This is a genomic window from Actinotignum schaalii (assembly GCF_028864145.1).
Classification (GTDB): Bacteria; Actinomycetota; Actinomycetes; order Actinomycetales; family Actinomycetaceae; genus Actinotignum; species Actinotignum schaalii_B.
In genome coordinates this window covers 69,863-93,167 of sequence record NZ_JARBHJ010000002.1, presented here as the reverse complement: position 1 = coordinate 93,167, position 23,305 = coordinate 69,863, and the positions used below count along the sequence as shown (strand labels likewise).

Here is a 23,305-nt window from a genome sequence, read left to right as displayed (position 1 = left end):
ACAACCGGATTTAGCGGGTCCGTGCGCACTTTTGCCGGGCCCAACGAAGGAGAACTGTGGCAAAAGTCCGCGTCCATGAACTCGCCAAAGAACTGGGGGTGACCAGCAAGAAGCTGCTGGCCACACTCAAGGAGAATGGCGAATTCGTCAAATCTGCCTCGTCCACCATTGAGGCACCTGTTGTGCGTAAAGCACGTGAATACTTTGAAGCGCACCCCGAATTGGTTGAATCCAAGGGGAGCGCTAAGCCGGCACCGCGCAAGCCCGTCCGTAAGCATCCCGTGGCGCCCGATGCGGTGGATATGCCCGCCGGTTCGGCCTCGATTGTCGATGTGACGGCACAGGCGAAGGCTGCCGCGAACTCCGGTGCTGCCCGTACTGGCACCGGCGCACCCAAGCCCGGCCCGAAGCCGGCCCCGGCCAAGCAGCATGCGGATAACGCCGCGGCGCCCACCCCTGCCGCGGTGGCGGGCGCTGACGGAACCGTTACCGGAACCGGCGCTAGCGCCGGTGTGCCTAAGCCCGGCTCCGCAGCTGGCGCTCATGGCAGTGCGGCCCCGAAGCCCGGTAAGCCCGGCCCGCAGCAAGCCGCGCCGAAACCGGCTCCCAAGCCCGGTGCGTCTGCACCGTCCGGAAAGTCCGGGGAAGCGGGTTCTGCCCACGGTGCCGATGCCTCGCACGGCGGCGCAAAGCCCCAGGAAACTGGGCACTCCGGCCGCTCCAATATTCCTACCCCGCGCGGCGCGGTGAAATCCGCCAAGGCGGCGCGTGCCGAAGCTGATCAGCGCACCCCGCGCCCCGGGAACAACCCCTACGCCACTTCGCAGGGTATGCCCCGTCCCGGTGGCGGGCGCGGCCCGCGGCCCGGCAATAATCCGTATGCCACTTCGCAGGGTATGCCCCGTCCCGGTGGCGGGCGCAAGAATGCGGGAACTTCCCGCCCCGGTGCGCATCAGGGCGCGCATCAGAACAACCACGGTGGCGGCGGGCAGCGTTCCGGTGGCGGGCGCGGGCACGGAGGTTCGCGTCCCTCGCCGGCGATGATGCCCAACCAGATGGCCGGTGCTCCCTCCTCCGGGCGGGGCGGTCGCGGCGGTGGCCGCGGGCGCGGCCCGGCAGGTGGCGGTCAGAACCGCGGCGGTCAGGGTCGGCCCACCGGCGGTTTCACCCGCAGTGGCGGGCGCTCGCGCGGCGGTTCCACCGCCGGTGCTTTCGGGCGCCGCGGAGGTGGCGGAGGCCGCAAGTCCAAGCGGACCCGGCGCGAAGAATACGAGGCACAGTCCTCGCCGATGCTTTCCGGCGTCCAGGTTCCCCGCGGGGATGGCTCCACCGTGGTGCGCCTGCGCCAGGGTGCTTCGCTGGCGGACTTCGCCGAACGTATCGGTGCGTCCTCGGCGGCCCTCATCACCGTGCTCTTCCGCATGGGCGAAATGGCCACGATGAACCAGTCGCTGGACGAAGATACCTTCAAGCTGCTGGGCGCCGAACTCGGCTACGAGGTGGAAGTTCTCTCCGCTGAGGATGAGGATCGTGAAATCCTGGAGAGCTTCGATATTAACCTCGAAGAAGAAGAGCTCCTGGAAGACGAAGAGAACCTCAAGCCGCGTCCCCCGGTTGTTACCGTTATGGGCCACGTGGACCACGGTAAAACCAAGCTCCTCGATGCGTTCCGCCACTCGCGGGTGGAAGGTACCGAATCGGGCGGTATTACCCAGGCCATCGGTGCTTTCCAGACCGATATCGAATACGAAGGCGAAACCCGGGCGATCACGTTCATTGATACCCCCGGTCACGAAGCCTTCACCCAGATGCGCGCCCGCGGTGCGGATATTACCGACATCGCGATCCTCGTGGTCGCCGCGGACGACGGTGTGATGCCCCAGACGGTGGAAGCTATCAACCACGCGCAATCCGCGGGTGTGAAGATCATCGTCGCGGTCAACAAGATCGACGTGGAAGGCGCCAACCCGCAGAAGGTGCGCAGCCAGCTAACCGAATACGGCCTCATCGCCGAAGAATACGGTGGGGACACCATGTTCCTCGACGTATCGGCCAAGCAGCGTATCGGCATCGACGATCTCCTCGAAGCCATCCTTTACGTGGCCGATGCCGAACTGGAACTCAAGGCCAATCCGGATCGCGCCGCGCGCGGTGTTGCCATCGAAGCGAAGCTCGATCAGGGCCGCGGTTCGGTGATTACCGCACTGGTGCAAACCGGTACGCTGCGGATCTCCGATCCCATCGTGGTGGGTATTGCCCACGGGCGCGTGCGCGCCATGTTCGATGCCAGCGGCAATCCGGTCAAGGAAGCCGGGCCTTCCATGCCGGTCCAGGTGCTCGGCTTGGACGCGGTGCCCTCCGCCGGGGATGCCTTCCTCGTGGCGGACGACGAACGAACCGCACGCCAAATTGCCGAACAGCGCGAATCTGCCCAGCGGGCGGCTTCTCTGGCACGGCGTCGCAAGCGTGTCTCGCTGGAGAACCTCGGGGATGTCCTCAAGGAAGGCAGCGTCGAAACGCTCAACCTTATTATCAAGGGCGATTCCTCCGGCGCGGTGGAAGCGCTGGAATCCTCGCTCCTCGATATTGAGGTCGATGACGAAGTGGCGCTGCAGATCATCCACCGTGGCGTGGGTGCCATCACCCAGAACGACGTCAATCTCGCAACCGTTGATAACGCCGTCATTATCGGCTTCAATGTGCGCCCGGCGGAACGCGTAGCGGATCTGGCCGAACGCGAAGGCGTGGAGATGAAGTTCTACTCGGTCATCTACCAGGCCATCGAGGAAGTAGAAGCGGCTCTCAAGGGCATGCTTAAGCCCGTTCTCGAGGAAGTTCAGCTGGGCAGCGCCGAAGTGCGCCAGCTCTTCCGCTCGGGCAAGGCCGGCACCATTGCCGGCTCCATTGTCCGCACCGGCGCGATCAAGCGCGGGGCGAAGGCACGGTTGGTGCGTGACGGTGTCGTGATTCAGCCCGAACTCGAAATTGTCTCGCTGCGTCGCGAAAAGGACGATGTTACCGAAGTACGCGAAGGCTACGAATGCGGCATTACGCTCGGCTACCGCGATATTCACGAAGGCGACATTATTGAAACCTTTGAGATGCAGGAGAAGGCCCGCAGCTAGGGGACTGTCCTGAGGAACGTTGCGGCCCGCCGGCTCGCCACTGGCGCTGGCGGGCCGCAGCATATCCACCAGCAATAAAGGAGATGAAGATGGCTAATCCCCGTGCGGAACGGGTGGCGAAACGTATCCAGCAGATCGTGGCGCAAACCATTAACACCCGCATGAAAGACCCGCGCTTGAATATGGTGACCATTACCGATACCCGCGTGACCGGCGACCTCCAGCACGCCACCGTATTCTTCACCGCGATCGGGCACGAGCACCAGGTGAAAGATGCCGCCCGCGGACTGGAAGCGGCCAAGGGCGCGTTGCGCTCGGAAGTGGGGCGTCAGCTCGGCTTGCGGCTTACCCCGACCCTGGAATTCGTGGCCGACGAACTACCCGAAGGAGCCCGCACTTTTGAGGACGTGCTGGCCGCGGCCCTGCACCGTGACGCCGAACTGGCGCGCAACGCGGAGGGGAAGGAATACGCGGGGGAGGCAGATCCTTACCGCAAGCCCCGTGAGGTCACGGAAGGCGACGGCGCCGCCGCACCGTCAGGCTCCGAGGCATCCCATGAAACCGATGCGCCAGAATCCCTGGCCTGATCTGCCCCGCGCGCAGCATCCGGCGCCGAGCGGCGTCCTGGTTGTTGATAAACCCTCTGGGGTTACCTCGCACGACGTGGTTGCCGCGCTGCGCCGTCTATGTGGCACCCGTAAAGTGGGGCACGCCGGTACGCTCGACCCGATGGCCACGGGGGTGCTCGTGGTGGGTATCGGCGCCGGTACCCGCCTCCTCACCTACCTGAGCGGGGCCGATAAGGATTACCGGGCTACGTTCACGCTCGGTATCGGCTCTGATACCGAGGATTGCACCGGTACCGTCACGTTCGCTCCAGGTTTTTCCGGTACGACGGCGCAGCTCGACGCTGCCCTCTCCTCCCTCCAGGGTGATATTTCGCAGGTGCCCTCGGCGTATTCGGCCAAGAAGATCGCCGGCAAGCGGGCCTATGACCTGGCTCGAGCTGGCCTGGAGGTGGTGCTCGATGCGGTGCCGGTTCATATTGCTCGGCTGGAGCGTAGCGGGGAGCTCCGTTGGCGCCAGGCGCCGGTAGAGACTCAAGCGGGAACTGTGCCGGTTGCGGATGTTGATGTGGAGGTGAGTTGCTCCTCGGGTACCTACGTGCGCGCCCTTGCCCGCGATACCGGGATAGCGTTGGGAAGCGCAGCCCTCATGAGCGCGCTGCGGCGCACCCGCGTGGGTGGCTTCCGGCAAGCCGAGGCGGTGAGCGTAGCGGAAGTGGCGCAACTGGTGCAGGGCGGGGTGCAGCCCCCCGTTATCCCACTGGCGCAGGTGGCGGCTCGCGCACTCCCGACGGTGCAGATCGCGGCAGCCGAAGCCGAATCCGTGCGCCACGGCCAGTTCCTTGAGTCACGGGGGAGAGCAGTGGATCCCGCCGCAGGAACGGTACCGGGACAAGCACCCGGTGTGGGAAGTGAAGCTGGCACCGTCGCCCTGCTGCACGACGATGAGCTTGTTGCGGTGGCACGCCGGCACGGGGATACCTTCCGGCCAGCCACCGTCTTCCCGTCCGGCGCATAAATACAGAGATACGTAGACACACGGGTGCATAAAAATCCCCGCGCCGGCACCTCTTGGGTGACGGCGCGGGGTGATGCACGTGCTAGCGATAATGTGCGGTTAGTTCGCTACCGCGGCACGGTGGATATGCTCGAGCATGGCCACCCGCTCGGGCAGCGAAGCATTGGCCGGCACGCAGATCTTGGCACCCAGATACTGCGCCCCGCCCTCGCGAGCGGCATTGGCACACCGGGTGATTTCTCCCGCTGTCATAATCGATGTCGGTTCATCGGTCTGCGAGGGGAGATGCCCATCAATCCAGGAGTAGCCGTACTGGGTTTCTGCCGGGCCCGCTCCGGAGAACATAAGACCGGCAAGTACCCCAGCCTGTCCGCACGCCTCGATATGCGCGAAAGCAGTATCCGCGCTACGTTCCTCGAGTGCGGAGCGGCCCCAGTTAATGTGGATACCCAGGCCCAGCTCTTGGCAGATGGCGATTTCTTCCTCGAGAGCAAGGAAGCCCTTTTCCGGAGCTTGACCTTCAATATAGCGGTCACAATGCTCAATCACCGGAACTGCCCCGGACCAATCCCACTTCGATAGCTCGGCAAGGGAGGCGCGGAAAGCTGCGCCGTCGGCCTGCTTTGTGGGGGCCGAATGGAGCTGCACCTTCGTGATGACGGTGCGGCCGCTGAGTTGAGAGAGGGAAGCAACGGCGTCGCGAATCTCGCGGGTGAAAGTGAGAGCGGCCGCGCGGCCCTCCTCGTCGGGGGAGGCCAGTCCGAAAGCCGGGTTTTTGCCGACGTTCTGCATGGTGCCGGGAATCGCGGTAATTGTGTTAAGTGTCCAGTGCGGGGCGATCACATCCGCAATAGCCTTGGCATCGCTGGCCAGGACTCCGGGGAAAGGAATCTCGATTCCGGAGATCCATTCCTGCTCCGCCAGCAGGTGATAGTAGTCGGGCTGCGAGGCAGGTTCGGGGAGCGAAGCATATGCCCCAACAACGAAGGGGAGTGTCATTTATTTTCCTTCCAAAATAATTTCGTCGTCGCCGTCCTCGGGACGAACGGCATCGGCATTAACCAATTCTTGCAGGCGGCGCGGAATATTGGCGCCAATAGAGATCATGACGATGGCGGCGAAACCGACGGAAAGAATAGCGAGCGCCATACCGAGGGACACCTTGGCCGCAACCGCGGCGCCGAGAACCGGGCCAACCGCGCCGCCTAGAGCACCGACGTTGTAGCTAAAACCAAGGCCGGCAGCGCGCTTGTCCACCGGGAAGTAGCTGGATACCCACTTGGGGAGCAGACCGGAAATACCCTGTCCGAACATCTGCTGGAAGAAGAGCAAGGCTGCGACCAGCACCACGTATTCGCCACCCTGCATGAAGAGCGGGAAGACAATTGCTTGGGAAAGTAGCAGTGAAATAACGTACCAGCGTCGCATTCCGAAGCGGTCACCGGCGAAGCCCGCGATGATGTAGCCGCATGCATTACCGAGCCCAGCGAAGGACACCACATTCGCAACCAGTTGCTGATCCATACCCACACCCTGGAGGTAGGTCGGCAGCAGACCCTGAATCGGCCAGGTGTACATGAAGGAAGCAAAAATCGTCACCATAATGGTGATGCCAATAACCCAGCGGTTCGGGTCGAACTGGATAATGAAGTAAATGAAAATTACCGCGCAGACGAGTCCCAGCGCGGTGATGACGACACCGCCGGAAACGCTTTGGGTGAAGATAAGAAGCAGCGCAACGGAGGCAATAATCACCGCGGCGTAATTGACGAACTTGAGCTTGCCACCGAAGAGAACGGAGAGCATATCGTTCTTTTCAACGTGTCCCTTGTTCTTTGCTTCTTCCCAGTCGTTCGCTTCGGGGAGGGTTTTGCGCATGTAAATCGCGATGGCGATGGGCACCACGCCCGTGAGGAAGAGGGCGCGCCAGCCCCAGCCGGGATGGATAGAATCCACCCAGGTGACGAAGTATTTATCGACCTGAGCCGCAGCAATAACCCCGAACGCATAGCCGGACAGGAGGAATCCGGAAGCTTTATTACGCATATGGCGCGGCCAGGATTCGATGACATAGGCAGCTGATGCTGAGTATTCACCGGCCATGGCAAAGCCGATAATGAGGCGCAAAACAAAGAGAATCCAGAAATTCGGGGCGAGCGCACACGCAATGGATCCGAAAGCAAACATGAAGATAGAGAGGATCATTGCGGGCTTGCGGCCGTAACGGTCGCCAATAGCGCCGAGAACCAAGCCGCCGAGCCACCGGCTAATAAAGGCCGCGGAAATGAGCGAAGCGCTTTGGACCAGGGTAAGGTCAAATGTTTCTTTGATGGCGGGAAGAGCAAAAGCGATGAGCACGAAATCGTAGCCATCCAGAAGTACGCCCAGCCAAGCGGCGAAAAAAGCTTTCCAATCCTCACGCGAAAGATACTGATACCAGCGCTTTGGTCGGGATGTTGTTTGGGAATGAGGCTCACTCATATCGATGCCCTTCCTAGGTATTTCCTCATTGAAAAATAGTTGCTGAACTTCAATTGTCTGACAACGGGAATAAACTACGCTCATGCTTTGAGCTGCGCAAGCGATGGTTAAGAAATGACTCACTGCCATGCTTGTGCAAAGTGAAATGACATTGCTAACCTGTCTGACAATTGGTGAATCAGTCACAGCGTCCCCGCGTTTGCGTTCTCTTTGCCAAGGGGAAAATAAATACGATAAACCCGCTATATTGCGGGATTCCCGCCATGACGTGGTGGAGGGAGAAGGAGACCTTATGGTCCGTATACGAGAAAAAATTCAGAGCCTCGGTGTTGCCGGCGCCCTCGTTGTTGCGGGTGGGCTCGCCGCCATAGTTCCGGATGCCTTGGCTGACACTGAGGGGGCGGTTTCTGGCGCCGTTATTGATATTGACAATCGTTATGAACAAGCTGAGGGCGGTCCCGGCCAGGATCTCGGCGCAAATATTAGAAAAGTGAAAAATCTCACTGAGGGTGTGGTGGTGGTAACGTTCTCCACAACCCAGGATTCTGGTTCGGCGGCTCTCCTCAGTGCATCGAATTCTGCGGAGGATTCCACGAATCTCACCCTCGCTCTGAGGCACGGGCATCTCTACTGGGAAGTCCGCAATGAGCCTGAATCTGGGAAAGGGTGGTTGGCTAAAGCCGATGCTGAAGATGCCGGCCCGGTCAATGATGGGCGTGAACATACGGCAGTTGTGAACGTGACGGGGGAGAATACCGCCCTCTACCTGGACGGACAGCAGGTGTTCTCCACCACGTCAGCGAGTTTCTTCGATGATGTGGACGGCCTGGATTCGCTGCGTCTCGGGGCGAACTATGACTCCCACGGGAAACAGTGGGGATTCGCGGGAACGGTGAGCCGGGTTCAGGTCTTCGACACTCCCGTGACGCCCTCCGATGTGGCGCAGCTTTCCCCCGCACCTGAACCGATCCTGACGGTGGCCGATTCCCGCGCGGAGGTGCCGGAAGCGGTGCGAACTGCCGCGGGTAAAGGAAAAATCACCTACTTTTACGATATTGACCCGCAGACGAGCGCAAGCGCAGCCCTGCGCCGTGGCGACACCTCCGTTCAGGAACTTTCGGTGCACGATGATGCTCTCAGCCTGGCCCAAGGGGGAGGGCGGATTTCGATTCCGGGTACGTGGACCCAGTCCTCGCAGACAAGTGTCGCCGTCGTCGTTGATGGTGACGCAAGTAAGGTTTACGCCAACGGAACACTCATCGGACGCAAGAATCTCCCCGCACATTCTTTAAATACGATCAACAAGGTGGTGCTGGAACATGCCCGCCTGCGCGTCTTTGACGGAGCTCTCAACGATGCTGAAGTCAAGACTCTGAGCGGGTATAGCAATCCCGGGGAATTCGCCCTTTTCGATAGCGGGTATGAGGGTGCGGCAAGCTACCGGATTCCCGCGTTATTGCGCACGCGCCAGGGAACGTTGCTCGCTACCGCCGATCAGCGCGTGCCCAATGCTTATGACAGCCCGAATGATATTAACCTCGTGCTGCGCCGCTCAACGGATAACGGGAAAACCTGGTCGCCGCTGCGCACGCTGGTGAATCTTCCCGGAAGCGGGAAGCAAGCGGCCTCGGTTATCGATTCTTCGATGGTGCAAAACGAAAAAACCGGAAGGATCACGCTGCTTGTCGATCTTTATCCGGGCGGGGTGGGCCAACCGAATAATCATGTGGGAACCGGAATGAACCCGGATGGTTCCCTCGCGTTGAACAGCGCCGCCGGTATCACTTTTGCCCTCAAGAACGGCGCAGTCACGGATGCTCAGGGCGGACCCACTGATTACGCGGTGGCGGAGGATGGCACCGTCACCCTCAAGGGTGAACGCATCAATAATGTGTACGATCCGCTTTCGCACAAGGTCCCTAACGGTTTATACATGCAGCCCACCGCGTACCTGGTGGAAATGCACTCGGAAGATGACGGCGTCACCTGGAGCGCACCGCGGCACCTCAACAACCAGGTCAAAGAAGACTGGATGAAATTCATTGGCACCAGCCCCGGATCGGCTATGCAGATCCACGGCGGCGAACACGATGGGCGCTTAGTTGTTCCGATCTACTATTCGAACGCGGTAGCAACGGTGTATTCCAGTGCGGTTGTTTATTCTGACGACGACGGCGCCACCTGGCAGCGCTCCACTTCCCCGAATGATGCGCGGGTCTTCAACGGCGAGGCGATCAACTCCCAGACGGTGCGCCAGGGGAGGGCCTCCCTACATGAATCCGCCGTGGTGCAAACCGGTGAGAACGAACTGACTATGTATATGCGAAATTCCAATCCGGGCGGGCGTATCGCGGTGGCGCGTTCCACGGACGGCGGGGCAACATGGAGCGCTCCCGAATTTGATAAGAACACCCCCGATATTTTCAGCTTGCCGGCAGCGAAGAACCTGGCTGGGCATACAAACGAGGTGCTCTTCGCTAATGCTTCGGCCCGCTTGCCCTTCCGCGGCCAAGGCGTGCTGCGCTACTCCAATGATGGTGGCCGGACTTGGAAGAATTCGCGAACCTTCCAGGCAGGGCGGTACGTCTACCAGGCCATGGTGGAGCTACCCAACGGGAATATCGGGTTGCTGTGGGAACGTGAATGGCAGGGCCTCTACTACACGGAAGTTCCGCGGGCCTGGCTGCTCGATTACCCTGCCCAACTCATCAAATAACGCCACATAACGAAATGAAAATAATCAACGCGCACCAGGTACACGGCAGTGCCGCAATGATGCGAAAGGAAGGAAACAACATGGATAAGGCGACGGTTGGTGTGAGCTGGATGTTCCAGTTCCGCGCCGGGATGGATGGCGATCTCGTCGCTGTTCGCGGAGCAGAAAAGGGTTGGGTGCTCTCAATCAAGGCGGGGAGCTTATTCCTGGCCGGATCAAATGAGACGATGGAATTTGCCCTGGATATGGAGGATACCGCAACGGTGAGTGACCGCACCTGGCATACCGTGGCAATTACCTCCAGCTCCGCCGGTTCGAAAATCTACCTGGATGGATACCAGTGCTTCTCCACAACCGCGGATCTTTCTCCGGCAGCGGTGCCGGGATCAAGCTCCCTCGAGAGCGTGTGCGCCGCGGGAACCGATATTCGCGGACTAGAAAGCTATGACCATGTTCTGAGCAGTGGCGATATTCTGGCCCTCAGTGCGGCCCCCGAACCCCTGATTGAGTTCGCTGCCTCCCACCTGTCCGACTATGACGTGGCAGATGTGGCGGAGCTACGCTCGGGCAGCGTGTTTTTGCGCTACCGGGTGCGCGGGCCGGGGCAGCACGGAACGATGCTCGCGGCGGCCGGTAACGGTGTTGAGCAACTGAATGTATCGGTGACCGAACGCGGTATCGAATATCGGGTGCTCGGTCAGCGGGGCGAATGGCGCACCTTCCTCGCCGAAGGCCACTGGGATGAGGGCAGGTGGCACGATGTTGTGCTGCGCGTGGGGCACGGCGCCGTTCAGATTTACGTGGATGGCTTCATGGAGGCCCACCTGCCAGGTCAAGCCTTCTTTGATGCGGTTTCGGCTTGCGATGAGATAGTCATCGGGCAGGACACAGCTGGCTCGCGCCTCTTCGGCGAGGTGCGTAATGCCGCCGTGTATTCCACGATCCTCAACGATGCGCAGATTAAGAAGCTTTCTTCTGTTCCGCCGCTGGAAACTCAGTGTCTTTTCGATGCCGGATTTCACAACTCGGTAAGTTACCGGATCCCCTCGCTTATCACCTTGCAATCGGGCGTCGTCGTCGCGGGTGCTGATCAACGCGAAACGATTGCTAATGATTCGCCGAATTCTATTAACTTCACGATCCGGCGTTCCTTCGATAGCGGAGAAACCTGGGAAGACCTCCAGACGGTGCTGACCTATCCGGGACACGGGGCGAGCGGTGCTTCCGTGATTGATTCCTGCGTGGTTCAGGATAAAAATACCGGACGCCTCATTGTGCTCATCGATCATTTTCCCGGCGGGATGGGGCAGCCAAACGCGGAAGCCGGAATCGGCCTCGATAAGGACGGGAATTTCATCCTCCACGATGGAAACGGGGCGAGCTTTACCTGGCTCCCCGACGGCAGCGTTATCGACGTCGAAGGTCAGGCGGCGCCCTACCGTATTTCCAGCCGCGGCGACGTGACGGTGCTACGTGACGGTGCGGAGACGCCGGGAGGAAACGTTTTCCTTGCCGACGGCGAAGACCCGCACCAGACCTTGCTGACGAAGCGCACCTGCTACCTCCAGATGATTTATTCCGACGACGACGGCGCCACGTGGTCGGCGCCCCGTAACCTCAGCCACGAGGTGAAAGAAGAGTGGATGTCCTTCTGCGGTACCTCCCCGGGAAATGGAATCCAGTTAGAAGGTAAGAAACACCGCGGGCGGCTCGTGATGCCGATTTACTTCAACGGTGTGCACACCACGTACTTCTCCGCTGCGGTCGTCTATTCGGACGATGGCGGGGAAACTTGGAAGCGTGGAAAATCCCCCAATGATGGCCGTATCTTCGAAGGTCGCCAGATCGAGGGCCGTACGCTGGATACCGAAAAAGCCGCAACGCACGAGTCCACTCTCATTGAAAGAGCTGATGGATCCGTGCTCATGCTCATGCGCAACCAGCATCCGAGTGGGAAGATCGCGGCAAGCATCAGTGAGGACGGCGGGGAAACCTGGGGTGACGTCTATTTCATCGACGCTATCCCCGAGATCTTCTGCCAGCCCAATGCTGTGATGTGGCCGACCGCAGATTGCCCCGAGCGGGTGGTCTTTGCGAACGCTGCTCAGCTGCGCCCCTACCGAGGGCGGGGCGTGCTGCGCCTGTCGGAAGACGGGGGCCGAAGCTGGATCGCCTCACGTACCTTCAATCCGGCGCATTATGTTTACCAGTGCATGGCGATTATGCCGGATGGTGACCTGGGTTTGCTCTGGGAACGTGAGATGCAGGGGCTGTACTTCACGAAGTTGCCCCTCAGCTGGATCAACGCTGCAAAGTGACCGTAGAATAACCGCCAAATAACTATTAAACGACTGTGATTTAACAGTCGGGCGGATAACGGTGGCGCCTGCCGTTCAGGATACTTTCCTGCGGTAGGCGCCACCGTTTTCGATTGCTACCCGTACTCGTATCTACTGAGTAGGGGTGCATTTTTAACGCTTATTTTTAACGTAGCGCCGGATCGCCGGTACGGACGGTGTCCACCTCCGCGGGAGTGGGGGAGTAGGCACCGTCGTGGCTGACGGTCAGCCCCGCCGTAATAACCGCCTGGTGCAGTGCGGGGCGCACGTCGGAGAAATGGGCGGCGCGCAGCCGCTGCTTGGCTTCCACCGACCCGAGAAGCCCAGCCTCCATAAGCCCGGCCAGCATCCCGGCCATAAAAGAATCGCCGGCACCCACGGTGTCTCCCAGCTCCACATTGAGCGGATCGACGACGAGCATATCGCGCTCCCCGGCTAGCTTGACATAAGCACCCCACGGCCCGCGGGTGACCACCACCATGCCAGGCCCGGAGGTAACCCACCGGCGCATAATCCGCTCCACCGGCTCACCGGGGTAGAGCCATTCGAGGTCCTCATCAGACGCCTTGACCACATCGCACAGTGCCACCAGTTCCTCAATGCTCTCCCGCACCTTTTCGGGAGAACCCATCAGATCCGGGCGGGCATTCGGATCATAAGAAACGGTGCCGGTGAGGGCCTGGCGCTTGACGGCGCGCAAAATCTTCTTGCTCGAGGCACCCACCACCGCAGAGTACGAACCACAGTGCAGGTGCCCCACCGTATCCGGGTCCGGAATCTCGGGGAGGTCCGATTCGACGTCGAACTCATAACGTGCCCGGCCCTCCGCGTCGAGGAAAGCGCTCGCGGTGGTGGTGCGACTGGCGCCGTCGGACCCGGGGACAATCTCCACACCCATGGCGGCTGCCTGCGAAGCGATTCGTTCCCCGCGCTCATCACGTCCGAACCAGGTAGCGAGCTCCACGTGTTGGCCGAGTCGGGAGACACCGGATGCCACATTAAGAAGTGAACCGCCCACGACCTCAGTGCCCGGTCCGGTCTCTCCCTCACGGATAATAATGTCCACAAGCGCTTCACCGGCGCTCACAAATCGTGCCATTGGTGCCTCCCATCGCCACAGCTGTTCTGCGCGCAGGCCCGGGGCACCGTAACCTGGCTGCCCGACGCTGCGCACGCTTTCTTCGCGTACCAGTTTATCTGGAAAATCACCGGGATTTTGGGGTATACGGGGCAAGAACGGCCCTGCGCCATGACGGAAAAATGTCAAGCCCGCGTGCGCAAAAAATTTTGGTTTTTGCGCACGTGGGATACGGTGGGGATAAGCTACCCTGGAGAACGTGCAGATTTGGACATCTCCCTTAGATATTTCGCCGGATTTTGACCGGAGCGTGGTGACCTTCGGGGTATACGACGGCGTCCACCGTGGGCACCGCGCCGTTCTCACCCGCGCGGTTGATATTGGCCGGGAACTCGGTTGGCCCGTTATTGTTCTCACGTTTGATCCCCATCCGGCCACCGTCCACCGCCCCGAGGCGCATATTCGCCTCGTTATGAGCCTGCAAGATCGTATTAACCGCATTGAAACGCTGGGAGTGGATGCGCTCTATCTCCAGCATTACGACGCGGCCTACGCCCGCGCCACCGCCGCGGAATTTGTGCGGGATCAGCTTGTGGGCCAACTCCGGGCCAGCTTCGTGGTGGTTGGGCACGATGCCCGTTTCGGGGCGGGGAATACCGGGGATGAGGCGGTGCTGCGCCGCCTCGGTACCGAGCTGGGTTTCGGTGTGGAAATCGTAGGAGACCGCTGTGACGCCGCGGGGGAACGGTGGTCCTCTACCCGGGTGCGCGCCGCGCTTGCTACCGGTGATGTCGCTAGCGCAGCGCAGATCCTGGGGCGCCCGCACCGTATTCACGGCACCGTGGTACACGGGGCACGGCGCGGGCGTGAATTGGGGTTCCCCACCGCCAATCTCAGCGGGGATGATTTGGGCGAAGTTCCCGCGGATGGCGTGTACGCCGGGTGGCTGGTGCGCCATATTCCAGGTGGTACCGCCGAAGAATACCTGCCGGCAGCCATCTCGGTGGGCACCAATCCTCAATTCGATGGTCGGGAACGCACCGTGGAAGCCCACGTACTCGGGCGTAGCGATCTCAACCTCTACGGAGAACCCATCAGTATCGATTTCGTCTCCCGCATCCGCCCCATGCTCACATTCGGTTCGGTTGATGAATTGCTGGCAAGGATCGACCTGGACGTTTTAGAAACCGCAGACCGACTGGGTGTTCCGCCTGCCGGACGTGTCCCACCCGGGTCAGTGCAGGCCTCATGACCGGCCGCATCATCAGCACGGTCGGGAAACGGCGTGCAGCATTCGCTAGGGTAGGTGCATGAGTACATTCGCTCTTCGCGTCGCCATCAATGCTCTTGCGCTGTGGGTGGCCACGCTCTTGATCCCCGGTCTGGCAATGGTGGGGGAGGCCCCCGATACCCTCCGTCTCATTGGATGGTTCGTGGTGGCCGGCCTCATTCTTGCCATCCTTAACGCGGTTATCCGCCCGATCCTGAAATTCCTTTCCTTCCCGCTCTATATCCTCACCCTCGGGCTCTTCTCCCTCGTGGTCAACGCGGCGATGATCTCGCTCACCGCCTGGGCCTCCCAAGGCTTGGCGGTGCACCTGGTTGTGGGCAGCTTCTGGGCCGCGCTCTTCGGCGGGATTGTGGTCTCCCTTGTCAATATGGTGATCAGCGGTTTCGTCGATCGCTCCTAGCTACCTGCCATCTACCGGCCAAGAGAAAGCGGGGAAGGCCACACCCGCACTGGCGGATACGCCAGTGCGGGGCGTCGTCGCCGTGTGCTAGAATTTTCAGGCCGTTTACATCGGCCACGGTAGCGTCATGCCTGGGAGAACATGCCCCGGAGCTCCGTGCAACGGAAACTAAGGAGAATCGCATGGCCCTCAAGCCTGAAGAAAAGCAGAAGATCATTGCCGAATACGCCACGCACGAGGGCGATACCGGTTCCCCCGAAGTGCAGGTGGCTCTGCTCTCGGCTCGTATTTCGCAGCTGACGGAGCACTTCCGCTCGCACATTCACGACCACCATTCGCGTCGTGGTCTTATGCTTCTTATCGGCCAGCGCCGCCGCCTTCTCAGCTACCTCGCTGAGGAAGATATCGAGCGGTACCGGTCGCTGATCGCACGTCTCGGCTTGCGTCGATAAGTACTTAAAGCGGCTCGGGTTTCATCCCGGGCCGCTTTCCGTATGCCCGCAGGCGTGAGAAGCTGCTCAGCATCGCCGCAAGTGAACCGCGCGCGGTGCTCAGCTGCTTGCTCGGGCACTACGATAGACAGGGTGTGGCGCGCCTGCGCACCCCAATATGTGGAGTACCGCGAACGTGGTCTTCGGTGATGGTTGACGAAGGCGGGAACGCTAGGGCCCGTTTTCGTGAATTACCACTGATGGCCGCCTCGCGGCCGAAATAAAAGGAGGTCCCGTGGAGGGTCCCAATATTCATAGTGTGGAAGCCGTTGTTGATAACGGTTCCTTTGGAACACGTACCATTCGTTTTGAAACCGGGCTGCTGGCCCAACAGGCCAACGGCGCTGCCCTGGCCTACCTGGACGGGGAAACCACCGTTTTCTCCGCCACCACCGCCTCGAAAAGCCCGAAGGAACACTTCGATTTCTTCCCGCTGACGGTGGACGTGGAAGAACGCTCCTACGCGGCCGGTAAAATTCCCGGCTCGTTCTTCCGCCGCGAAGGCCGGCCCGGTACGGACGCCATTCTGGCCGCCCGCCTCATCGACCGCCCGCTGCGCCCGCTCTTCACCAAGGGCATGCGTAACGAAGTGCAGATCGTGGAAACCGTGCTCTCCATCCACCCGGATGATGCCTACGACGTTCTCGCGATCAACGCCGCCTCCCTGTCCACCTCGCTGACGGATCTGCCTTTCGCCGGGCCGGTCGGCGGCACCCGCGTGTCCCTCGTGGACGGGCAGTGGATCGCCTTCCCGCGCTGGTCGGAAATGGCGCGCGCCACCTTCTCCATGGATATTGCCGGGCGCATTGTTGGGGACGACGTCGCCATCACCATGGTGGAGGCCCAAGCTCCCGAACAAACGGAAGCGAACGTGGCCGCCGGTGGCATTGCCCCCACCGAAGAAGTTATTACCCAGGGCCTGGAAGCCGCCAAGGGCGTTATTCGCACCCTCTGCGAAGCGCAGCTCAGCCTCATCAACGAATGCGGGAAGCCCACCGCGGACTACCCCTTCTTCCCGAATTACACCGATGCCCAATTTGAGGCCGTCGGGAACGCTCTCGGGGATCGTTTCAACACCATCCTCGGAATTGTGGACAAGGTGGAGCGTGATACCGCTCTCAATGACCTCACCGATCAGATCGTTTCCGAACTGACGGTGCCCGCCGATGCCCAGTTCAATCTGGAAGAAGACGGCCCCGGGCTCGCCGCCGCGGTCAATGACCACTTCAAGGAAGTCATGCGCCGCCACGTCCTCACCGAAAACGTGCGTATGGACGGGCGCCGCCCCACCGATATTCGTTCGATTTCCGCGCAGGCCGGCGTGCTGCCGCGCGTGCACGGCTCGGCGATCTTCCAGCGTGGTGAAACGCAGATCCTCGGGGTGACCACCCTCAATATGCTCAAGATGGAACAGCCGCTGGATAATCTTTCCCCGATTACCCACAAGCGTTACATCCACCACTACAACTTCCCTCCTTATTGCACCGGGGAAACCGGGCGCGTGGGCAGCCCCAAGCGCCGCGAAATCGGGCACGGACACCTGGCAGAAATGGCACTGGAATCCCAGCTGCCCAGCCGGGAAGAATTCCCCTACGCCATCCGCCAAGTTTCTGAGACGATGGGCTCGAATGGCTCCTCCTCCATGGGTTCGGTGTGTGCCTCGACCATGTCCCTGCTCAACGCGGGTGTGCCGCTCAAGGCCCCGGTTGCCGGCATTGCCATGGGGCTCATCTCCGCCCAGATCGACGGGGAAACCAAGTACGTGACCCTGACCGATATTCTCGGTGCGGAAGACGCCCTGGGCGATATGGACTTCAAGGTGGCCGGTACTCGTGACTACGTGACCGCGCTGCAACTGGACACCAAGCTGGATGGCATCCCTGCGGAAGTCCTTTCCGCGGCGCTGTCCCAAGCCCGTGACGCCCGCCTGGCCATCCTCGATCTCATGAACCAGGCCATTGATGGCCCCGATGAGATGGCTCCCACCGCCCCCCGTATCCTCACCGTGAAGATCCCGGTAGATAAGATCGGTGAAGTCATCGGCCCCAAGGGCAAGATGATCAACCAGATCCAGGAAGATACCGGCGCGGAAATCACCATCGAAGACGACGGCACCGTCTTCATCGGCGCCTCCGACGGTGTTTCCGCGGAAGCTGCCCGTGACACCGTCAATTCCATTGCCAACCCGCAGCTTCCCGAAGTGGGCGAACGCTACGTGGGTACCGTGGTTAAGACCACCACCTTCGGTGCGTTCATCTCCCTCACCCCGGGCCGCGACGGCCTCCTCCACATCTCCCAGATTCGCCGCCTCGTGGGTGGCAAGCGCGTGGAAAACGTGGAAGATGTCCTCAACGTGGGCGACAAGGTTGAGGTCGAAATCGGTGAAATCGATGACCGCGGCAAGATCTCCCTGGAAGCGGTGGTTCCGGAAGGCGAAGCGAACGCCGAAGCGGAAAGCTCCGATCAGGGCGATAACGGTGATCACGGCGAAGCGGAGGAGAGCGCCCCGCGGCAGAACCGGGCACGTTCCCGTTCACGCCGGCGCAGCGAGTCCTCGGCGCCCAGCGCTCCTTCGGCAGATGACTCCGATGCTGACTCCAGCTCGAGCCGCGGTTCGCGTGGAAGTCGCGGCTCGCGGCGGCGTCGTCGCACCGTTCACACGGACGAAGACTAAAACCCGCGCCTACGGGCGCTAGGTAGAGTGAACTCCCCGAATGTTTCCGGACGTTCGGGGAGTTTGCGTAACTCCAGGAAAGTATTCCCATGTTGTATAGCGAACTGCCCCTTCCGCTTAACGCGGGCGCCAGTCTTAATATTGACGACGACGGCGCACTCCTACGCCGCACCGTCCTCCCCGGTGGGCTCCGTGTCCTCAGCTACCGCCTGCCCCATATTCACTCCACCTACATCAGCATGTGGGTGGGGGCCGGGTCTCGCGACGAAGTGGCGGAGACTCAAGGATCCACCCATTTCCTCGAACATTTGCTGTTCAAGGGTACGAAGCGGCGCAGCTCCCTCGATATTTCACGAGAAACGGATTACCTGGGCGGGGGATTCAACGCGGCCACCTCGAAGCAATACACCCACTACCACGGCCATATCTTTGACGAGGACCTGCCCCAGGCCATCGATATCCTCGCCGATATGCTCACCGGCGCGACCCTCAGCGCCGAAGATTTTGCGGTGGAACGCGGCGTTATCCTCGAAGAACTCGCCATGTACGCCGACGATGCCACCGATACCGCCATGGAAAAAATCCCGCAGCTGGTCTTCGGGGATCACCCGCTGGCGCGCCCCGTCGGGGGAACGGCGCAGACGGTGCGGGCTTTGCAGCACGAGGCGCTTCTCGAGCACTACCACGGGGTCTACCATCCTGATGAAGTGGTGGTGGTTGCCGCGGGCGCCGTCGACCACGACAGACTATGCGAGCTGTCGGTGCGCGCGCTGAGTGACGGGGGCTGGGATTTGAGCACGGAGCGCGATGCGCACCCGCGCCGTATCGCCCCACCCATTACCTACCAGGCGGCACACGACCTGCATATTCCGAAAGAAGTGGAGCAGGCGGCGGTCATTGTAGGAATGCCGGGGTTGAGCTTGACCAGTGAGGAGCTGCCCACCTTGCTCGCCCTCAACGCGATTCTGGGTGGAGGAACGTCCTCGCGGCTCTTCCAAGAAATCCGCGAGCGGCGCGCCCTGGCCTACTCGACCTATTCCTTCCCGATCAGTTACCGCGAAGGCGGGATGTTCTGCCTGGCGGCCGGGTGTGCCCCGCATAATGTGGGTACCGTGCGCGAGCTCATGATGACCGAATTGGATCGCCTCGCCCGCGACGGTGTGAGCGAAGAAGAAACGGAATCTGCTTTCCGACGCCTGCGCGCCGATATTGTGTTCGACGCCGAACGGGTGGGCACCGCTATGACCCGGCTCGGTACCTCCGAGCTGGTGCGCGGCAGCCTCATTTCGCATGAGGAACACCTGCGCCGGGCCCGCGCCGTGCGCGCCGCCGATATAAACGAGCTGGCCCGCCGCATTGCGGCAGGCCAGCGCTCGTGTGTAACGGTCGGACCGGAGAACTAGCGGACGCTCCGCTGGTTCGCTAGCCGGTTTTTCGCTATTCGGCGTCCTCCGGGCTAGGCGCGGACGGGGCGCTTTCCACCGACGGCGCGGCCTCCGCGGCAACGGGACCTTGAGCGTTCTCTGCATTCTCCGCTCCGTCCGCGGTGGGATCGTCTACTGGTGCGTGCACCACCTTGAGGGTGCGGTAACGGTTAAGCGCCGCGGCGATATCCACCGCGCGTGGCCGGGTCAGGAAGGCCGGTTTTTCGCCGGCCCCCAGGGCATCCAGACCGTGCGTGGCAATGGTCTCCTCCAGGCGAGCAATACCTTCCGGAACGGTGTATCTGCCGCGCAGGCACAGGGCACGGGTGGGGTCGGTCAGGGAGCGAATTGCCCAGGCAATCGCGGCGGTCTGGCCCGGATCCACAATCTGGGGCACATCACTGACATCAATATCCGCGCGGTCTAGCGAAATAAGATCCACCCCGCGCGATTTCGTTTTCGCCTTCACCCCGTGGGCTTTGAGCGGGAGCGGATAGCGCGGTGCCGGGTGCGTAAACTCAGCAATATCATTGCGTTCCCGCGGGTGCGCTGCCGCCACCGCGCGGGCCTGCTCCGTGACATCGTGGCACACATAGTGATCCATGAGGAGCACCCGATCCGCGGCATCCAAATAATCGCCCGAGCCACCCATAACCATGATGGTGGAGATACCGGCACGCGCCATACCAGCTACCCGATCCACAAAAGGTGTAATAGGTTCCTGAGTGGCAGGAACTAGCTCGCGCATCCGCTCATCACGAATCATGAGATTAGTAGCCGAGGTGTCCTCATCAATAAGCAAGACCCGCGAACCTGCTTCGATGGACTCGGAAATAGCGGCGGCCTGCGACGTGGAACCTGAGGCGTTTTCGGTAGAAAAATCGGTGGTGTCGGTGCCATCGGGCAGGGAATTGATGAAAGCGGAGACATCCACGCCGGTCACCCAGCGCCCATCGGCAGCACGCACCTTCATCGCGCTGGGATCCAGAGCCACCAGCTCGCGGCCGTCCCCGGGGATATGTGGATAGACGCTGCGCTCGAGAGCGGAAAGCAGCGTGGATTTACCGTGGTAGCCCCCGCCGACGATCACCGTAATACCCGGGATAATCGGCATGCCGGTCACCTCACCGGCATGGGGAAGATGCACGCTTTCACGTAAGCTCTCGGGGCTGGAGAAGGCGATGGCGTCTGTCAACGGCAGATCGGAAATGCCTGAGCGGCGCACCAGCACCGCGCCGTCGTTAATAAAACCAATCCAGCCGCGCTCCCGAACAACTGCCTGGAGAGCGAGATAATCCTCATAGGCTTCCACGTGCCTGCGTAATGCGGCCCGGTGAGCAGCGAATTCTTCCCCTTCGGAGGAGAAATTGAGCGTGGCTTCGATAATCTCGGGAAGGTACTCATCTGCGGTTTGCGCCATGGCGTGCCCGAGGATGGTGCGCCCCTGAGCCGGGAAATGACATTGGAAACGTAGTTCCACGTGGTTGGCGAAAACAGTCGCGCTCGAACGCTCCAAAATCTCTTGCCCCACTTTCGCGATGGAAATATCGCGGGAATGACGGGAGCGTTCCGCAAAAGTACGGGCCAGGAAATCAGCAACAGCCAGGCGCTGTTCCGGGGTGGTGAGAAGGTCAGCGGGAATCCCCACCTTCGCCGGATCTGCCGTCACCCGTAGCGAAGACGGTGGGGCGTAAGGATCGGATTGCACCCGATCAATATGGACTGTGTACATGCCGTAGTCATAATCACCGATAACGGACTTGTAGGCCGGGTAGTTACGTCCGTCCAGTTCGTGCAGGCGATCGATAAGATCGACGTCGTCTCCCTCGACCCGCACAAATTCACGCCGTTCCCGCGGCCCCCCGCCTCGCCTATCCCGACGGTCAAATTGGCGATCCCGGCCTCCGCGCGGGCCCCGGCCTCCCCGGTAGTCGCGCCCACCGTGGGCATCGTAACGTTCCGAGCTGTGCTCATATCCAAAACTCATAGCACCTAGTCTATCCAGGCCACGTAGCATGGACGGTATGACTATCAACGTAGCTGTGATCGGCGCGGCGGGACGGATGGGCAGCACCGTGTGCACCGCCGTTACCGATGCTCCCGATATGAACTTGACCGCCCGGATCACCAAGGACGATCCCATCAACGCCCAGACCCTGGCGGGTGCCACCGTGGGAGTTGATTTCACCGTTCCCGACGCGACGGAAGATACCGTGCGGGCTTTGCTGACCAATGGCTGTCATGCCGTCGTCGGGGCCACGGGATGGACCCCGGAAAAGATTGCGCGCATTGAGACGGTGGCCAAGGAGACGGGGCGCCATGTGCTTATTGCCCCGAATTTTGGGTTGAGTGCCGTGCTCACCATGATGTTCGCGGAAATGGCCGCCCCGTATTTCGAATCCGTCGAAGTGGTGGAAATGCACCATCCCGATAAAGTTGATGCTCCCTCGGGAACGGCGCGCGCCACCGCGGAGAAAATCGCGGCGGCCCGGGCTGCAGCCGGATGCGCCCCGGCTCCCGATGCCACCGTCGGGCCTGCACCCGCCCGCGGGGAGAAAATTGCCGGCATCCCGGTGCACGCGGTCCGCCTCCGGGGCCTGAATGCCCACGAAACTGTGCTGCTGGGAAATCCGGGGGAACAGCTCACTTTGCGCCAAGACTCGTTCACCCGTGAGTCTTTTATGCCCGGGGTGCTTTTGGCCATCCGCGGCATTGACCAGCATCCGGGCGTGCAGGTGGGATTAGAGCGGTACATGAGCTGGGAACGATAGGCTGAGCCCATGGACGAGCACACTTTGCCTTCACGTAGTTTCGGATCCGTTAGCGTCGCTATGGTGACACCTTTCCACGCCGACGGATCCTTGGATGTTGATGCCGCGGTGGCGCTGGCCACCACCCTCGTGGATCAGGGCTGTGATTCCCTGCTCCTATCTGGCACCACCGGAGAATCTCCCACCACGCACCAGCCGGAAAAAGACGTCCTGGTGCGGGAAGTGTGCGCGGCGGTGGGTAACCGCGCCATGGTGATCGCCGGTGCCGGTTCCAATGACACCGCTCACGCAGTGCGCATTGCCCGCGGCGCCGAGAAAAGTGGGGCGCAGGGGCTGCTCGTCGTCGCCCCGTATTACAACCGGCCCTCCCAAGAAGGCGTCTACCAACATATTGTGAACGTGACAGAAGCCACGGATCTGCCCGTGATGGTTTACGATATCCCGGGGCGTACGGGGGTACGGCTCGACTTGGATACGCTGCTGCGCCTGGCTGAGCACCCTCGCATCCGCGCCGTCAAAGATGCGACCGGGGACGTGGCGGCAGGTTTCGTCAAAATGGCACGTACCGGCTTGGAATATTACTCGGGCGACGATGCCCTCAATTTCGCCTGGCTCGCGCACGGGGCCTCCGGGGTGATTTCGGTGGCCGGGCATGTTATTGCAGCACGCTTGCGGGCGCTGGTGGAACAGATCGACGCCGGAGATCTGCCGGCCGCTCGCCGGGAAGCCGCCGCCCAACGCCAAATTATTTCCGCGATTATGGGAAGCGGGCAGGGGGCCGTTATGGCGAAAGAAGCACTCAAACTTCTCGGGATTATCCCCTCGGCTACTCTGCGTCTGCCCTTGGTAGGGGCATCTGCGGCGCAAATCGCCGCATTGGCGGAAACGCTGCGCGCCGAGGGGCTTCTCCCCAGCTAGCTAACCCTGCTGG

At 61.3% G+C, this 23,305-nt stretch carries 16 protein-coding genes; 12 read left to right on the top strand and 4 right to left on the bottom strand.

Going from position 1 to position 23,305, the window contains the following annotated elements; genetic code table 11:
- Window positions 1-56 precede the first annotated feature (56 nt).
- The 3 genes from infB to truB all read left to right on the top strand — a co-directional run bounded on the left by infB (window position 57) and on the right by truB (window position 4,709).
- Window positions 57-3,125: a translation initiation factor IF-2 gene (gene infB / locus PWJ82_RS01005; protein WP_274734903.1), complete on the top strand. Its 3,069-nt coding sequence runs from the start codon at window positions 57-59 to the stop codon at window positions 3,123-3,125.
- Window positions 3,126-3,214: 89 nt separating this feature from the next.
- Window positions 3,215-3,712, top strand: a complete 498-nt coding sequence (rbfA, locus tag PWJ82_RS01000; protein WP_274734901.1) for a 30S ribosome-binding factor RbfA — start codon at window positions 3,215-3,217, stop codon at window positions 3,710-3,712.
- Window positions 3,690-4,709, top strand: coding sequence for a tRNA pseudouridine(55) synthase TruB (gene truB / locus PWJ82_RS00995; RefSeq protein ID WP_274734900.1), 1,020 nt, complete (start codon window positions 3,690-3,692; stop codon window positions 4,707-4,709). Before rbfA ends, truB begins: the two co-directional genes overlap by 23 nt.
- A gap of 99 nt (window positions 4,710-4,808) precedes the next feature.
- On the opposite strand, the gene PWJ82_RS00990 is transcribed toward truB, so the two are convergent.
- Both PWJ82_RS00990 and PWJ82_RS00985 read right to left on the bottom strand, forming a co-directional pair.
- Window positions 4,809-5,708 (bottom strand): DUF4862 family protein, encoded by a 900-nt coding sequence (locus tag PWJ82_RS00990; RefSeq protein WP_016442504.1) that lies wholly within the window; start codon window positions 5,706-5,708, stop codon window positions 4,809-4,811.
- The gene (locus PWJ82_RS00985) at window positions 5,709-7,190 is read right to left on the bottom strand and encodes an MFS transporter (RefSeq protein ID WP_274734899.1); all 1,482 of its coding nucleotides are present in this window, start codon (window positions 7,188-7,190) and stop codon (window positions 5,709-5,711) included.
- A gap of 292 nt (window positions 7,191-7,482) precedes the next feature.
- Here PWJ82_RS00985 and PWJ82_RS00980 point away from each other — a divergent pair, with 292 nt between their 5' ends.
- Both PWJ82_RS00980 and PWJ82_RS00975 read left to right on the top strand, forming a co-directional pair.
- Window positions 7,483-9,906: a sialidase family protein gene (locus PWJ82_RS00980; RefSeq protein WP_274734898.1), complete on the top strand. Its 2,424-nt coding sequence runs from the start codon at window positions 7,483-7,485 to the stop codon at window positions 9,904-9,906.
- An 80-nt stretch (window positions 9,907-9,986) separates the two neighbouring features.
- The gene (locus PWJ82_RS00975) at window positions 9,987-12,224 is read left to right on the top strand and encodes a sialidase family protein (protein WP_274734897.1); all 2,238 of its coding nucleotides are present in this window, start codon (window positions 9,987-9,989) and stop codon (window positions 12,222-12,224) included.
- 166 nt (window positions 12,225-12,390) lie between these two features.
- Here the strand turns inward: PWJ82_RS00975 and PWJ82_RS00970 are convergent, their stop codons facing one another.
- Window positions 12,391-13,344 carry a carbohydrate kinase family protein gene (locus PWJ82_RS00970; protein WP_016442508.1) on the bottom strand — a complete coding sequence of 318 codons (954 nt, stop codon included), beginning with the start codon at window positions 13,342-13,344 and terminating at the stop codon, window positions 12,391-12,393.
- A gap of 238 nt (window positions 13,345-13,582) precedes the next feature.
- Between PWJ82_RS00970 and PWJ82_RS00965 the strand changes: the two genes are divergently transcribed.
- The 5 genes from PWJ82_RS00965 (at window position 13,583) to PWJ82_RS00945 (ending at window position 19,582) form a co-directional block, all read left to right on the top strand.
- A complete protein-coding gene (locus tag PWJ82_RS00965) occupies window positions 13,583-14,575 on the top strand; it encodes a bifunctional riboflavin kinase/FAD synthetase (RefSeq protein WP_274734896.1) in 993 nt (330 codons plus the stop codon).
- Window positions 14,576-14,633: 58 nt separating this feature from the next.
- Window positions 14,634-15,014, top strand: a complete 381-nt coding sequence (locus PWJ82_RS00960; protein ID WP_274734895.1) for a phage holin family protein — start codon at window positions 14,634-14,636, stop codon at window positions 15,012-15,014.
- A 182-nt stretch (window positions 15,015-15,196) separates the two neighbouring features.
- Window positions 15,197-15,466 (top strand): 30S ribosomal protein S15, encoded by a 270-nt coding sequence (rpsO, locus tag PWJ82_RS00955; protein WP_016442511.1) that lies wholly within the window; start codon window positions 15,197-15,199, stop codon window positions 15,464-15,466.
- Window positions 15,467-15,740: 274 nt separating this feature from the next.
- Entirely contained in the window at window positions 15,741-18,179 is a 2,439-nt protein-coding gene (locus PWJ82_RS00950) for a polyribonucleotide nucleotidyltransferase (protein WP_274733157.1), read from the top strand.
- Window positions 18,180-18,268: 89 nt separating this feature from the next.
- Window positions 18,269-19,582 (top strand): M16 family metallopeptidase, encoded by a 1,314-nt coding sequence (locus tag PWJ82_RS00945; protein WP_274733159.1) that lies wholly within the window; start codon window positions 18,269-18,271, stop codon window positions 19,580-19,582.
- 34 nt (window positions 19,583-19,616) lie between these two features.
- On the opposite strand, the gene PWJ82_RS00940 is transcribed toward PWJ82_RS00945, so the two are convergent.
- Window positions 19,617-21,590, bottom strand: coding sequence for an ABC-ATPase domain-containing protein (locus PWJ82_RS00940; RefSeq protein ID WP_274733161.1), 1,974 nt, complete (start codon window positions 21,588-21,590; stop codon window positions 19,617-19,619).
- A 37-nt stretch (window positions 21,591-21,627) separates the two neighbouring features.
- On the opposite strand from PWJ82_RS00940, the gene dapB reads away from it, so the two are divergent.
- The gene (gene dapB, locus PWJ82_RS00935) at window positions 21,628-22,374 is read left to right on the top strand and encodes a 4-hydroxy-tetrahydrodipicolinate reductase (protein ID WP_274733163.1); all 747 of its coding nucleotides are present in this window, start codon (window positions 21,628-21,630) and stop codon (window positions 22,372-22,374) included.
- 9 nt (window positions 22,375-22,383) lie between these two features.
- Window positions 22,384-23,292 (top strand): 4-hydroxy-tetrahydrodipicolinate synthase, encoded by a 909-nt coding sequence (dapA, locus tag PWJ82_RS00930; RefSeq protein ID WP_274733164.1) that lies wholly within the window; start codon window positions 22,384-22,386, stop codon window positions 23,290-23,292.
- Window positions 23,293-23,305 lie beyond the last annotated feature (13 nt).